Below are 14,192 nucleotides of genomic sequence, written 5' to 3'. Positions count from 1 at the left end.
CACCGAGGAGTTCGCCGTGTCCGACCGCTGGGTCGCTGTGCTCGCCGGAGGTCTGTCCCACGAGCGCGACGTGTCGCTGCGCTCCGGTCGCCGGGTGTCGGCCGCGCTGCGCTCCGCCGGGGTCGTGGTGGAGGAGTGGGACGCCGACGCGTCGCTGCTGCCGCGGCTGCGGGAGTCCCGGCCGGACGCGGTGGTGATCGCCCTGCACGGCGGCGAGGGGGAGAACGGGTCGATCCAGACGGTGCTGGAGCTGCTCGGCATCCCGTACGTGGGCGCCGACGTCAACGCCTGCCGCCGCGGGTGGGACAAGCCGAGCGCCAAGGCGGAGCTGGCCCGCGCCGGGCTGCTGACGCCGGACTGGGTGGTGCTGCCGCACAGCACGTTCCGCGAGCTGGGCGCGCAGCCGGTGCTCGACGCCATGGTGGAGCGGCTCGGGCTGCCGATGATGCTCAAGCCCCACCAGGGCGGCTCGGCGCTGGGTGCGCAGGTCGTGCGGGAGGCGGGTGAGCTGCCCACGGCGATGGTCGGTTGCCTGGCCTACAGCGACGCCGTGCTGGCGGAGAAGTACGTCGACGGGGTCGAGGTGGCCGTGACCGTCATCGACGGGCCCGACGGGCCGACAGCGCTGCCCGCGGTGGAGATCGCCCCGGAGTCCGGGGTGTACGACTACACCGCCCGCTACACCGCCGGGCTCACGACCTTCCACACCCCGGCCCGGTTGGGCGCGGAGACCGCGGCGGCGGTGGCCGACCTCGCCGTGTCGGCGCACCGGCTGCTCGGGTTGCGGGACGTGTCGCGCACCGACGCCGTCGTGGACGCCGACGGCGCGGTGCACTTCCTCGAGGTGAACCTCTCACCCGGACTGACCGAGACCTCGCTGGTGCCGATGGCGATCGAGGCGGCCGGTCTGTCCTTCGGGGAGATCTACGCGGGGCTCGTCGAACGGGCCGTGGCCCGCGCACGCTGAGTCAGTTCCGCTGCACGCGGAGCAATCGTCACCGTGACATAAGGCGCCGGGGTGATCCCCTGCGCCTTTCTCATGTCCGATTTGCCCCTTTGTCGGACATCATCTCGACGATGCGCTCCAGGTCGTCCACTGAGCCGAATTCGACCACGATCCGGCCCTTCCGACGCCCCAGCTCGACCTTGACCCGGGTGTCGAACTTGTCCGAGAGCCGCTCCGCGACCGCTTGGAGCCCCGGCGCCTGCATCGGCTTGCGCGGGGCCGCCTTCGGCTTCGCCGCGGGCTCGCCCTTCGCCAGGGTCACCGCTTCCTCGGTCGCGCGGACCGACAACCCCTCCGCGACGATCCGGGTCGCCAGCTCCTCCTGCGCCCCCGCGTCTTCCAGGCCGAGCAGCGCGCGGGCGTGCCCGGCCGACAGCACCCCGGCCGCGACGCGGCGCTGCACGGGGAGGGGGAGCTTGAGCAGCCGGATGGTGTTGGTGATGACCGGCCTGCTGCGCCCGATCCGACCCGCCAGCTCCTCGTGCGTCACCGCGAACTCGTCCAGCAGTTGCTGGTAGGCCGCCGCCTCTTCGAGCGGGTTCAACTGCGCCCGGTGGATGTTCTCCAGCAGGGCGTCGCGCAGCATCGCGTCGTCCGCGGTCTGCCGCACGATCGCCGGGATGCGGTCCATGTCGGCCCGCTGCGACGCCCGCAGCCGCCGCTCGCCCATGACCAGTTCGTAGGTGTCGTCGCCCAGCTCCCGCACCACGATCGGCTGCATGAGGCCGAACTCGCGGATCGAGTGCTCCAGCTCGCTGAGCGCGTCCTCGTCGAAGACCTGCCGGGGCTGCTTCGGGTTCGCCTTGATCGCCGACGTCGGGATCTCCCGGTACACCGCCCCCGCCACCGCGCCGGTGTGTTCGGCCGGGGGAGCGGCGGCGGCGTCCACCGGTGCCTCGGCGGTCCGGGTGGGCAGCTTGAGGCTGCCCGAACCGGGCAGCGAGTTCCCCGTGGGCGGTCCCTGGGGGATGAGCGCGGCCAGGCCGCGACCCAGTCCGCCCTTGCGTCCGGCTGGTCCTGAACCGCTCATTGCGGCTTCTCCGCTCCTCGTTCGGCTACCTCACGTGCGGCGTCCAAGTAGCTCAGGGAGCCGCGGGAGCCGGGGTCGTACGCGAGCACGGTCTGGCCGTAGCCGGGGGCCTCGGACACCTTGACGCTGCGCGGGATGACGGTCTTGAGCACGGTCTCGCCGAAGTGGTGGCGGACCTCGTTGGTCACCTGGTCGGCCAGCTTGGTGCGGCCGTCGTACATGGTGAGCAGGATGGTGGAGACCACCAGGGAGCGGTTCAGGTGCGCCTGCACCAGCTCGATGTTGCGGAGTAGCTGGCTCAACCCCTCCAGCGCGTAGTACTCGCACTGGATCGGGATCAGCACCTCCTGGGCGGCGACCATCGCGTTGACGGTCAGCAGCCCGAGGGACGGCGGGCAGTCGATGAAGACGTAGTCCGGGTTCAGCTCGTCGAGCGCCTCGTCGGACAGCGCCTCCTTGAGCCGGGACTCCCGGGCGGCCATCGAAACCAGCTCGATCTCGGCACCGGCGAGGTCGATGGTGGCGGGCACGCAGAACAGGCTGTCGGACTGGTCGCTCACCTGGGCGGCGTCCGCCACGGTCACCTCGCCCAGCAGCACCTCGTAGACCGACGGCGTGCCGGAGCGGTGCTCGACGCCGAGGGCGGTGCTGGCGTTGCCCTGCGGGTCGAGGTCGATGACGAGCACCCGGAGCCCGTGCATGGCGAGCGCGGCGGCGAGGTTGACCGTGCTGGTCGTCTTGCCGACGCCGCCCTTCTGGTTGGCGACGGTGATGACCCGGCGGTGCGCGGGCGGTGGGAACATCCGGTCCGGGTGCTTGAGGCGGGTGGCCCGGGCGGCTTCCTCGGCGATCGGCGTCCAGCCTGCGACGGACGAGGGGGAGGGCTGGTCCATCGGTCAGCACCCTCCTCGCGGCGCGGTTTCCGACGCCGGTTTCACGTGGAACATCATGGCTCCGATCTCAAGCTCGATGTGCACCCTGATCCTTCCTCGCCCGCCGGGGCCGATCACGCCCGGCGACGGGCCTCACGCGTTCGACGACGACCACCGTCGTCGGTTCGTCCAGCACGGCCCCGCAGGTCACCACGCGGGGTTCGGCACCACCGGCCTTCACCACGGCACGCCGGTCCCGCTCGATCTCCTCGGCCGCACTCGCCCCCTTCAACGCCACGACCGCGCCGCCCTGGCGAACCAGTGGGAGGCACCAACCGCAGAGCTTGGCGAGCGGGGCGACGGCCCGGGCGGTGACCACGTCGGCGCCTGCCGCCTGGGCGACGATGGCGGGCTCTTCCGCCCGCCCCCGCAGCACGGTGACCATCGACAAGCCCAGAGTCTCCACGACCTCGTCCAGCCACGCCACCCGCCGGGCCATCGGTTCGACGAGTGTCACCCGCAGGTCCGGCCGAGCGATGGCCAGCGGCACCCCGGGCAGTCCCGCGCCCGAACCCACGTCGACCACGTGCGCGTCCCGGGGGACCTGCTCGCCGATGACGGCGGAGTTCAGCACGTGCCGCGACCACAGCCGATCGACCTCGCGCGGCCCGATCAACCCCCGCTCCACCCCGTGCACGGCGAGCAGTTCGACGAACCGCTCAGCCCGGGGGAGTTGGTCCCCGAACACCTCCGCAGCGACCGAAGGCACCTCCAACCGGTCGACCTCGGTCATGCAGCACACCATCCATGTTCCACGTGAAACGTCCGTCCCCATTCTCACCCATGACGCAGCGTGGACGACGTCGGCTCACGGGTAGGCGCTCGATCGGGTGCCGCGATCGCACACCGCCACCACCGCGCCGGAATCGCCGCCTCCATGTGCCCACGTTTCACGTGAAACGTGGGCACACAAAAAGGCGCGGCCCCCTCCGACCGGGAGGGGGCCGCGCCTCGGCCTTCGTGCTGGCGGACTACTGGGGGAAGACCACCACGCGGCGGCGGGGGTCCTCGCCCTCGCTCTCGCTGTGCACACCCGCGACCGCCGCGACGGCGTCGTGGACGACCTTGCGCTCGAACGGGGTCATCGGCTGGAGGCGGACGCGCTCGCCGCTGGAGAGGACCTTCTGCGCCGTGGCGGTGCCGAGGTCCTTCAGCTCCTCGCGGCGGTCCGCGCGCCAGCCCGCGATGTCGAGCATCAGCCTGCTGCGGGTGCCGGTCTCCTGCTGGACCGCCAGGCGGGTCAGCTCCTGGAGGGACTCCAGGACGTTGCCCCGGGGGCCCACCAGCTTCTCCAGGTCCTCACCGCCGTCGATGCTCACCACCGCGCGGCTGGCCTCGACGTCGAGGTCGATGTCGCCGTCGTAGTCGAGGATGTCGAGCAGGCGCTCCAGGTAGTCACCGGCGATGTCGCCCTCCTGGACCAGCAGCTCCTCGGTCGAGCCGGGGGAGCGCTCGGCGTTCCCCTCGGACCCGTCCCCGGCCACCTCGGTGGTGGCCGGCTCGGACGCTTCCTGCACCGTCTCCGGCACGGTCTCTCCTCTCCAGGTCGAACTGCGTCAGCGGTTCTTGCGACCTGACTTCTTGCGGGAACGGTCTGAGATCAGACCGGGAATCTCGGTGCCGCCCGCGGAGGAGCCGGTGGACCCCGTCGACGCGGTCGAGCCGGTGCCGGTCGGCTTCTCGGCGGACGTCGCCTTCGTCGGGTCCGACTCGGGGGCCTCGGCGGTGGTGGCGTCCGCGGGCTGGGCGGTGGGCTTCTTCGCCTGCGGCTTCTGCCCCGGGCGGGGAGCGGTCGGCCGCTGCCCCGGCTTGGGGGCGGTCGCGGAGCGCTTGGCGATCGCCGCCTCCTTGGCGGCGGCCTCCTCGGCGTCGATCCGCTTGTAGACGAAGCGCTGCTGCCAGAGGGTCCAGCTGTTGTTGCTCAGCCAGTACAGGATCAGGCCGATGGGGAAGGGGAAGAAGAAGCCACCGACGAGGACGCCCAGCGGGAACATGTAGAGCGTCAGCTTGTTCATGATCGCGGTCTGCGGGGTGGCCGACTCGGGGTTCTGCCTGCTGACCGAGTGCCGCGCGGTGAGGTGGGTCAGCGCGCTGGCGGTGAGCAGCAGCGGGATGGCCACCAGGATGATCGAGCTGCGGGAGACCTCGAAGTTCGCCAGCTCGGCGGCGGGCTGGGTGATCCAGTTGCCGAGGCGGGCGCCGAAGAGGTCGGCCTGGATGTAGGAGGCCACCCCCTGCTCGTCGAAGTAGTAGTTCTCGGTCTTGCCCGGCTTGAACTCGTGGAGCACGTGGAACAGGCCGATGAACACCGGGATCTGCAGCAGCATCGGCAGGCAGCCGCCGAGCGGGTTGACCCCGTGCTGCGACTGGAGCTTCTGCATCTCCTGGGCGAGCTTCTGCTTGTCGTTCGCGTACTTCTTCTGGAGCTTCTTGATCTCCGGCGCGAACTCCTGCATCTTCTTCATCGAGCGCACCTGGTTGACCATGGGTTTGAACATGATCGCGCGCAGGGTGAAGACCAGGAAGACGATGCCCAGTACCCAGGCGACCGCGCTGGACTCACCGAAGATGTGGCCGAAGACCCAGTGCCAACACCAGAGGATGAAGGACACCGGGTAGTAGATGAAATCGAGCACGGACTACTCCTCGGCTGCTGTCTGATCGGCCGGGTCGGTCTTCCCGGGGTCGTGTGTCCTGGGTGGCACGGGGTCGAGCCCACCAGGGTGCCAGGGGCCGCACCGCAGCAGTCTGCGCAGGGCGAGCCAAGAGCCGCGGACCGCGCCGTGCGCGGTGAGCGCCTCGACCGCGTAGGCGCTGCAACTCGGGTGGAACCGGCACGCGGGAGGCAGGAACGGCGAGATCCACCGCCGGTAGGCGCGCACCGGCAGCAGCAGGACCGCGGCCACCGGGCCGGGCCGGGCGGCATCGGCCGCCCGGTCGTCGACCGTCGTCCCGTCGTTCACCCGCCACCGCCAGTGCCGCGATCGTCAGTTGCGCGATCATCACCGCCGCGACCACCACCGAGCAGGCCGAGCCTGCGGATCGCCGCGTCGAAGTCCCGACCGAGTTCGGCGCTGCTCGCCTCGGCCGCCATGGGGAGAGCCCGCACGACCAACGCGCTGCCCGGGGGAAGAGTTCCGAGCCGGTCGGCCGCCACGTGCCGGAGCCTGCGGGCGACCCGGTGGCGGACCACCGAGTTGCCCACTGCCTTGCTCACGACGAAACCGACCCTCGGCGTCGCGGGGGTCCGCGACGCGCGGGGGTCGGCTTCGGGTTGGGCGTCACGCGTCCCCGCCGTCACGGCGTGCACCACGAGTCGGGGACGGCCCGCTCGACGACCGCGCTTGGTCACCGAGCGGAAGTCCGCGCTGTCGGTCAGCCGCGAGGCCGCGGGGAGCACGGCGACGGGCTGGGATCAGGCCGACAGCTTGTCGCGGCCCCGGCGGCGGCGGGCGGCGACGATGGCCCGGCCCGCACGGGTGCGCATGCGCAGGCGGAAGCCGTGCGTCTTGGCGCGACGGCGGTTGTTCGGCTGGAAGGTGCGCTTGCTCACGACTCAATCTCCCGGTCTGGCTGGTCTATCAGGTCTCCACGGCCCCCCTGCCGGTCCACGACCCGGTGGGTCGCGGCCGAATGGCACGCGGAACCCACCCGCCGCAAGCGGGAGACCTGTTGAGGGTACGCACCCGGTCGCCGGGGCTCAAATCCGGGTCGCCGGACGGGGGCGCCTTGTGGCGGCGGGCGGCCGTTGTTACCGTGCTGTCCCTTGCCCGACTGCCGGGGATGGGAGCCCCTGCCGGGTCGGTGCCGCAGAACCACTGAGTACCTTGAAGCCCCACGCCGGGTGCCTCCTGAGGTTCGCCGTACCTTCGTACACAGTTGTGGACAACCCTGTGGATGCTCGTTTGACGACACCCACGGTCCTGACCCAACATCCGGCACGAGCCTTGGATCGAGCATGCCCGCGAGGGGAGGGGAGCGGCGTTGTCCGAGCACCAGATGAATCTCGGTGTGGTCTGGGAACAGGTCGTGCGCGAGCTGTCCGCCGGGACCCTGTCCCCATCGCAGCGCGCGTGGATGCGGATGACCAGGCCGATCGGCCTGCTCGACGGGACCGCGCTGCTGTCCGCGCCGAGCGACTTCGCCAAGGAGGCGATCGAGCGCGCGCTGCGCGAGCCGATCACCGCGGCCCTGTCGCGGCGGCTGGGCCGGGTGGTGTCGCTGGCGGTCAAGGTCGACGCCGCCCCCACCGCCCCGAGCCGGACCGCGGTGCCGCCGCCGGTCCTCCCGCCGGTCGCCCCCCCGCTGAACCTCGACGGCGACACCATCACCATCCCGGCCGCGGACGTCGCCGCCGCCGCGGGGACCCCGGTCGCCGAGGCCCCCGGCCAGTACACGGGCGACGCGGCCCACCCGGTGCTCTCCCTCGACGACGACGACTCCGAGGAAGTGGACGAGACCGCCGACGCGCTCGCCACCGTCCACGAGATCTGGCCGACGTTCACCGGCCAACCCCCGGTCAGCGGGCAGCCCTACACCGCGCCCGCCCAGCCGCAGACCTCCAAGACCCGGCTGAACGAGAAGTACACGTTCGACACCTTCGTCATCGGCGCCTCCAACCGGTTCGCGCACGCGGCGTCGGTCGCGGTGGCCGAGGCACCCGCCCGCGCCTACAACCCGCTGTTCATCTGGGGCGAGTCCGGCCTGGGCAAGACCCACCTGCTGCACGCGGTCGGCCACTACGCCCAGCGCCTGTTCCCCGGCATGCGGGTGCGGTACGTGTCGACCGAGGAGTTCACCAACGACTTCATCAACTCGCTGCGCGACGACCGCAAGGTGGCCTTCCAGCGCCGCTACCGCGACATCGACGTGCTGCTGGTCGACGACATCCAGTTCCTGGAGGGCAAGGAAGGCACCCAGGAGGAGTTCTTCCACACCTTCAACACCCTGCACAACGCGAACAAGCAGATCGTCGTCTCCTCCGACCGCCCCCCCAAGCGCCTGGAGACGCTGGAGGACCGCCTGCGCACCCGGTTCGAGTGGGGCCTGATCACCGACATCCAGCCCCCCGAGCTGGAAACCCGCATCGCCATCCTCCGCAAGAAGGCAGCCCAGGACCGCCTGGCCGCCCCCGCCGAGGTCCTGGAGTTCATCGCCGCCCGGGTCGAGGCCAACATCCGCGAACTGGAGGGCGCCCTCATCCGGGTGACCGCGTTCGCCTCCCTCAACCGCCAACCCGTCGACGTCACCCTGGCCGAAATCGTCCTGCGCGACCTGATCCCCGACTCCCAGGCCCCCGAGATCAGCGCCGCCACGATCATGGCCGTCACCGCCGAGTACTTCGGCGTAGCCATCGACGACCTGTGCGGCCCCGGCAAGACGAAAGCGCTTGCCCAAGCCCGCCAGATCTCGATGTACCTGTGCCGCGAACTCACCGACCTCTCCCTCCCCAAGATCGGCCAAACCTTCGGCGGCCGCGACCACACCACGGTCATGCACGCGGACAAGAAGATCCGCAAGGAGATGGCCGAGCGCAGGCGCGTGTACGACCAGGTCCAGGAACTGACCTCCCGCATCAAGCAGCGCGCCCGCGGCTGACCCAGCCCGCACCGCCTACCCCGCCCTACCCACCTGCCTTGCCTTGCCCGCCCGCCCTGACCTGCCGGTCTTCCCGGGCCCGCCCGCCCAGCAAACCCACCCGCCCCACCGCGAACCACTGCGCCCCGCCCCCTGCCGACCCCACACCCGACCCCGGGTGCGGGGTCTTCTTATTGCACCGGTGGACAACCCTCCACGACACCAATAAAAGTCATGCGCGCTTGCGCCCGGCCGGCACCGGAAGCCGGCACCCTTCTCCCTGACCCCTGCGGCGCCCACACCCCCGAGCACCCACGAGTCGGCGCACTTTTTATTGCGGTCGTGGAGCAGCCTCCCCAGGCAGGCAAAAACCCGCGAACCCCCGCCCCGGCCAACCCCCCGGCAACCCCGGTCCCCGCCGACGGCACCCGCATCCACCACCCACCCGACAACCGATCAACCCGGCCGAGTTGGACCAGGCCGCCACGCCGCACCGCCGCGCAAGACCAAGGTCAGCCGAACCAGACCCCGCTTGACCTGGCCAAATCAGTCGAGCCGAACTGAGCGAAGCCGCTCTGGCCAGACCAGACCGAACCAGGGCAGACCGAACCTGGCCCAGCCGAACCAGGCCCAGCCGGGCCGGGCCCAGCCGGGCCGGGCCCAGCCGGGCCGGGCCCAGCCGGGCCGGGCCGGGCCGGGCCGGGCCAGGGCGGAGAGCGGCGGTTGAGAGCGGAGCCGTCCCTCGCACTCCGACAACTCCGGTGTTGGCGCGATCTTTTTGCTCCGGGGGAGGGGCCTCCACCGATTGAAAAAAGTCGCGACCGCTTGAGCTGTACTTGCTCAGCACCACTGGGGTCGGGTTGGCGTGGGCATCGCGGCCAGCAGACTCCAGTGCGTCACCGATCGGTCGCGTTCGGCTGCGGTCAGCCGCGTTCGGCTGCGCATCCCACCGTTGTGCCCGCCACTGCGACCACCGCTGGGCGCGCGATCTTTTTGCTGTTGGGGACGGGCCTCCACCACCCGAAAAAAGTCGCGGCCGCTTGGGTCGCGGTCGTGGGCTCGTGCGGGCGTTCGGTTCCCGGCGACGCAGAATGCCGGCCGCGATCGGGGGCGGCCGCGGGGGCCGGCAGACTTCGCCCGGTGATCGTCCGCGTGCGGTGAGCCGCGCTCGGTCTCGCAGCACCAACCCGCAACGCCGGCCTGCGGCCTCCTAGCACGGCGGTTCTGCGGGGCGCCTGCCGTCCGCACGTCCTTATTGCCGCTGTGCGCAGGCCTCCCCGGAACCAAAAAAGGTCGCGGCCGCTGCGTGGCCGTCGGGTGCCGAGGGGTCAGGCACCCAGCCCGGCCAAGCGCCGGGCACCCGGGCCGGACAACCGAACTCTGCACTGAACCGGCGCCGAGTCACACACTCGAGGTCCGGCACCTGGCCTGCCTGCCAGGTGTCGGGCGGACTCGTCGCAGGTCCAGCTCGACCTGGCTGGACTTGGCCGAATCGGGCCGAGCCGACGGGCCAAGTTGAGCCGGGCCAGGCCCGGCCGAGCTGAGCTCGGCCGGGCCGAACCGGGCCGAACCGGGCCGGGGCGGGGCGGGCTGAGCCAGGCCGGGTCGCCTGGGCGGGCCAGGCAGCGCGCGGTGGGCGGATGGCCGCTGCCTGGGTCACGGTTGGGTCGCGTGTGCGGGGGTTTTATTGCCGCCGTGGAGGCCGGTGCACAGCGGCAGAAAAGTCTGCGCTTCGGCGCGATCGGTCGGTGTGGACTCCCGACCTCGGGCCCGGTGGGCCTCTCGATCCCTCGAAGCAGGCTGGCGCGCGGGTTTTTCCCGGTTGGGGAGACCGCTCCACACCCACAAAAACCCAGCACCAGGGCTGGTTTTGGGTGGTCTGCGTCACCGGTATGGGGGACTTTGCCTGTGGACAAGCCTGTGGGTGGCCGACGCGCAACCTGTTGGCAACTTGGCACACATCTGGGGACAGTTTTGTGGACAACTCGGCTTGCCTGTGGATGGATCTGGCCTGTGGATAACTCATCCACGGGGGGCCCGAGTTGTCCACGGGTTCCACACACGGGTTCTCCACAGGGTTGGTGGTGGTCCGACCTGCTGATACAGGGGTTGTCCACACAATCCACAGGACCTACTGGTACTGCTGTCTTTTTCTCTTCTCCAGAAGAAGAAAAGAAAAGAAATAGGGGAGCTGTGGATCTGGGGACAAGCGGCCCTCGGAGCGGTGCGGGCACCGACCGCCCGGGATGACGGCGGGGCGGGCCACGCTCTACGGTTGGGCCCTACAGCGTGGACAGCTCGACGGACCCGGCTCGCACGACACGGTGCGCGGTGCGGGTCGTCGGGCCTGGAAAGGACTCCCATGAAGATCCGCGTCGAGCGCGACGGCCTCGCCGACGCCGTCGCCTGGGTCGCCCGCAGCCTCCCCTCCCGGCCTCCGGTTCCGGTGCTGGGTGGGGTGCTGCTGGACGCCGGTGCCACCGACGGCTCCGAGGGGCTCACCGTCTCCGGGTTCGACTACGAGGTCTCGGCGACGGTCGGCGTGCCTGCCACGGTCGCCGACGGCGGTCGGACCCTGGTTTCCGGCAGGCTGCTCGCCGACATCACCAAGTCGCTGCCCGCGCAGCCGGTGGAGATCTCCGTCGACGGTTCCCGGGTGGCGATCGCGTGCGGCAGCGCCAAGTTCAGCCTGCCGACCATGCCGGTCGAGGACTACCCGCAGCTACCCGCGATGCCGCAGCACGCCGGGGAGCTGGCCGGTGAGGTCTTCGGCCAGGCCGTCAGCCAGGTCGCGGTGGCGGCGGGCAAGGACGACACGCTGCCGATGCTGACCGGGGTCCGGGTGGAGATGACCGGGGAGAAGCTGACCCTGGTCGCCACCGACCGGTTCCGGCTGGCCATGCGCGAGTTCGAGTGGAAGCCCTCCGGTGACGTCGAGGACGCCGCGGTGCTGGTGCCCGCCCGCACGCTCGCCGACGCGGCCAAGGCGCTGGGCAGCGCCGGGCGCTCGGTGGAGTTGGCGCTGTCGCCGACCGACGGCCTGCTCGGCCTGTCCGGCTCCGGCCGCCGCACCACCAGCCGCCTGCTCGACGCGGAGTTCCCGCGCTACCGGCAGCTACTGCCGTCGGAGCAGACCTCCAGCGCGATCATCGGGGTCGCGCCGCTGGTCGAGGCGATCAAGCGCGTGTCGCTGGTGGCCGACCGTGGTACCCAGGTGCGGCTGGAGTTCGCCGACGGCGTGCTCCGGTTGTCCGCGGGTGGCGACGACGAGGGGAGCGCCGAGGAGGAACTGCCGGTGGAGTTCACCGGCGAGCCGGTGATGATCGCGTTCAACCCCGGCTACCTCCAGGACGGGTTGGCCGCACTGCACGCCGACCGCGCCGAGCTGTCGTTCACCACTCCGAACCGACCCGCGCTGATCAAGCCCGTCAACGCCGACGGCGAGGTCACCCCCGGCTATCTCTACCTGTTGATGCCGGTGCGCTTGCCGGGCTGATCCCCGGCACCCCCTGACGGAGAGGAACTTCATCGTGCAGCTCGGACTCGTCGGCCTGGGCAAGATGGGCTTCAACATGCGCGAGCGGTTGCGCGCGGCGGGCCACGACGTGGTCGGCTACGACCGCAACCCCGACGTGAGCGACTCGGAGTCGCTGGCCGACCTGGTCGGCAAGCTCGAGGCGCCGCGGGTCGTGTGGGTCATGGTGCCCTCGGGTGAGCCGACCAGGGCGACCGTCGCCGACCTCGGCGACGTGCTCAGCGAGGGTGACCTGGTCATCGACGGCGGCAACTCCCGCTACACCGACGACCGGGGCAACGCCGACCTGCTGGCCACCAAGGGCGTCGGCTACCTCGACTGCGGTGTGTCCGGCGGGGTGTGGGGCAGGGAGAACGGCTACGGCCTGATGGTCGGCGGTGACGCCGAGCTGGTCGAGCGGGCGATGCCGATCTTCGACGCGCTGCGCCCGGAGGGTCCGCGCGACGAGGGCTTCGCGCACGCGGGCAAGGTCGGCGCCGGGCACTACGCGAAGATGGTGCACAACGGCATCGAGTACGGCCTGATGCAGGCCTACGCCGAGGGCTACGAACTGCTCGACGCCGCGGGCGAGGTCACCGACGTCCCGGCCGTGCTCAAGGCGTGGACCCGCGGCACCGTGGTCCGGTCGTGGCTGCTCGACCTGCTGGTCAAGGCGCTCGACGAGGACCCGGGCCTGGCGGAGCTGTCCGGGTACGTCGAGGACTCCGGCGAGGGCAGGTGGACCGTCGAGGAGGCGATCAACCACTCGGTGCCCGCGCCGGTCATCTCCGCGGCGCTGTTCGCCCGGTTCGCCTCGCGGCAGGCCGACTCGCCCGCGATGAAGGCCGTGTCGGCGCTGCGCAACCAGTTCGGCGGGCACGCGGTGCACAAGGCGGGTCCGACCTCCGGGTCCGGCGAAACCAAGTAGTGCACGTCCGGCACTTGCAGGTCGCCGACTTCCGCTCCTGGGAGCAGGCCGACCTGGAGCTGGAGCCGGGGCCGTCGGTGCTGGTCGGGCGCAACGGGCAGGGCAAGACGAACCTGGTGGAGGCGATCGGGTACGTCGCCACGCTCGGCTCGCACCGGGTCGCCTCGGACGCGCCGCTGGTCCGCCTCGGCGCGTCCCGGGCGATCATCCGGACCGCGGTGGTCAACGACGGCCGGGAGCTGACCGTCGAGCTGGAGATCACCCCGGGCAAGGCGAACCGGGCCAGGGTCAACCGCGGCCCGGTCCCGCGCCCGCGCGACGTGCTGGGAATCCTGCGCACGGTGCTGTTCGCGCCGGAGGACCTGGCGCTCGTCCGGGGTGACCCCGGGGAGCGCCGCCGGTTCCTGGACGACCTGCTGGTGCTGCGGGCGCCCCGGTACGCGGGGGTGCGCTCGGACTACGACCGGGTGCTGCGCCAGCGCAACGCGCTGCTCAAGAGCGCCGCCGCGAACCGGCGGGCCCGGCGCAGCGACCCGGACGCGCTGGTCACCCTGGACGTGTGGAGCGGGCACCTGGCCGCGCACGGGGCCGCGCTGCTCTCGGCCCGGCTGGACCTGGTGGCGGACCTGGGGCCGAGGGTGGCGGCCGCGTACGCGGGGGTGGCCCCGGAGTCGCGCCCGGCGCAGATCGGCTACCGCTCGAAGATCGAGGACGCGCTGCCCGCCGGGTACGGCAAGCCCGACGGGGAGCGCGCGGACCCCGAGGTGGTCGCCGAGATCCTGCTGGCGGAGATGGTGCGGCGGCGGGACAACGAGCTGGAGCGCGGGGTGAGCCTGGTGGGGCCGCACCGCGACGAGCTGGACCTGGTGCTGGGGGAGGCGCCCGCGAAGGGCTACGCCAGCCACGGCGAGTCGTGGTCGTTCGCGCTGGCGCTGCGGTTGGCGTCCTACGAGCTGCTGCGCGCCGACGGCAGCGAACCGGTGCTGGTGCTCGACGACGTGTTCGCCGAGCTGGACCGGCGCAGGCGGCAGCGGCTCGCCGAGGTGGCCGTGGCGGCCGAGCAGGTCCTGGTGACCGCCGCGGTGGCGGAGGACGTGCCCGGTGAGCTGACCGGGGCGCGGTACACGGTGGCGGACGGGGTGGTGGAGCGTGACTGAGGACGACCTCTTCGGGGGTGCGCTGACCCCGTCACAGCCGGTGACGGA

At 71.4% G+C, this 14,192-nt stretch carries 13 protein-coding genes; 5 read left to right on the top strand and 8 right to left on the bottom strand.

Features of this window, described 5'->3' with window-relative positions; all coding sequences use genetic code 11:
• Positions 1–16 precede the first annotated feature (16 nt).
• Positions 17–967, top strand: a complete 951-nt coding sequence (locus tag UO65_RS30850) for a D-alanine--D-alanine ligase family protein (RefSeq protein WP_035289835.1) — start codon at positions 17–19, stop codon at positions 965–967.
• A 70-nt stretch (positions 968–1,037) separates the two neighbouring features.
• Here UO65_RS30850 and UO65_RS30845 read toward each other — a convergent pair whose 3' ends face one another.
• The 8 genes from UO65_RS30845 to rpmH form a co-directional block, all read right to left on the bottom strand.
• Positions 1,038–2,036: a ParB/RepB/Spo0J family partition protein gene (locus UO65_RS30845; RefSeq protein ID WP_035289833.1), complete on the bottom strand. Its 999-nt coding sequence runs from the start codon at positions 2,034–2,036 to the stop codon at positions 1,038–1,040.
• Positions 2,033–2,929: a ParA family protein gene (locus UO65_RS30840; RefSeq protein WP_035289830.1), complete on the bottom strand. Its 897-nt coding sequence runs from the start codon at positions 2,927–2,929 to the stop codon at positions 2,033–2,035. Before UO65_RS30840 ends, UO65_RS30845 begins: the two co-directional genes overlap by 4 nt.
• 67 nt (positions 2,930–2,996) lie before the next feature.
• Entirely contained in the window at positions 2,997–3,701 is a 705-nt protein-coding gene (gene rsmG / locus UO65_RS30835) for a 16S rRNA (guanine(527)-N(7))-methyltransferase RsmG (RefSeq protein WP_035289827.1), read from the bottom strand.
• Positions 3,702–3,939: 238 nt separating this feature from the next.
• Positions 3,940–4,452, bottom strand: coding sequence for a Jag family protein (locus tag UO65_RS30830; protein ID WP_233427916.1), 513 nt, complete (start codon positions 4,450–4,452; stop codon positions 3,940–3,942).
• A gap of 72 nt (positions 4,453–4,524) precedes the next feature.
• A complete protein-coding gene (yidC, locus tag UO65_RS30825) occupies positions 4,525–5,604 on the bottom strand; it encodes a membrane protein insertase YidC (RefSeq protein WP_035289822.1) in 1,080 nt (359 codons plus the stop codon).
• 3 nt (positions 5,605–5,607) lie between these two features.
• Positions 5,608–5,931 (bottom strand): membrane protein insertion efficiency factor YidD, encoded by a 324-nt coding sequence (gene yidD / locus UO65_RS30820; RefSeq protein ID WP_035289819.1) that lies wholly within the window; start codon positions 5,929–5,931, stop codon positions 5,608–5,610.
• The gene (gene rnpA, locus UO65_RS30815; RefSeq protein ID WP_035289817.1) at positions 5,928–6,368 is read right to left on the bottom strand and encodes a ribonuclease P protein component; all 441 of its coding nucleotides are present in this window, start codon (positions 6,366–6,368) and stop codon (positions 5,928–5,930) included. Before rnpA ends, yidD begins: the two co-directional genes overlap by 4 nt.
• A 15-nt stretch (positions 6,369–6,383) precedes the next feature.
• Positions 6,384–6,521: a 50S ribosomal protein L34 gene (gene rpmH / locus UO65_RS30810; protein ID WP_035289814.1), complete on the bottom strand. Its 138-nt coding sequence runs from the start codon at positions 6,519–6,521 to the stop codon at positions 6,384–6,386.
• Between the two features lie 431 nt (positions 6,522–6,952).
• Here rpmH and dnaA point away from each other — a divergent pair, with 431 nt between their 5' ends.
• From dnaA to recF, 4 genes are all read left to right on the top strand, one after another.
• Positions 6,953–8,566: a chromosomal replication initiator protein DnaA gene (gene dnaA, locus UO65_RS30805; RefSeq protein WP_035289811.1), complete on the top strand. Its 1,614-nt coding sequence runs from the start codon at positions 6,953–6,955 to the stop codon at positions 8,564–8,566.
• 2,341 nt (positions 8,567–10,907) lie between these two features.
• Entirely contained in the window at positions 10,908–12,041 is a 1,134-nt protein-coding gene (gene dnaN, locus UO65_RS30800) for a DNA polymerase III subunit beta (RefSeq protein ID WP_035289807.1), read from the top strand.
• 31 nt (positions 12,042–12,072) lie between these two features.
• Positions 12,073–12,987: a phosphogluconate dehydrogenase (NAD(+)-dependent, decarboxylating) gene (gene gnd / locus UO65_RS30795; RefSeq protein WP_035289804.1), complete on the top strand. Its 915-nt coding sequence runs from the start codon at positions 12,073–12,075 to the stop codon at positions 12,985–12,987.
• A complete protein-coding gene (gene recF, locus UO65_RS30790; protein ID WP_035289802.1) occupies positions 12,987–14,144 on the top strand; it encodes a DNA replication/repair protein RecF in 1,158 nt (385 codons plus the stop codon). The genes gnd and recF overlap by 1 nt, the downstream gene beginning before the upstream one ends.
• The last annotated feature ends 48 nt before the right edge of the window (positions 14,145–14,192 follow it).

This window comes from Actinokineospora spheciospongiae, from assembly GCF_000564855.1.
Lineage (GTDB): Bacteria > Actinomycetota > Actinomycetes > Mycobacteriales > Pseudonocardiaceae > Actinokineospora > Actinokineospora spheciospongiae.
The sequence above is the reverse complement of the archived record's forward strand: the minus strand, read 5'-3'. Positions and strand labels throughout refer to the sequence as shown.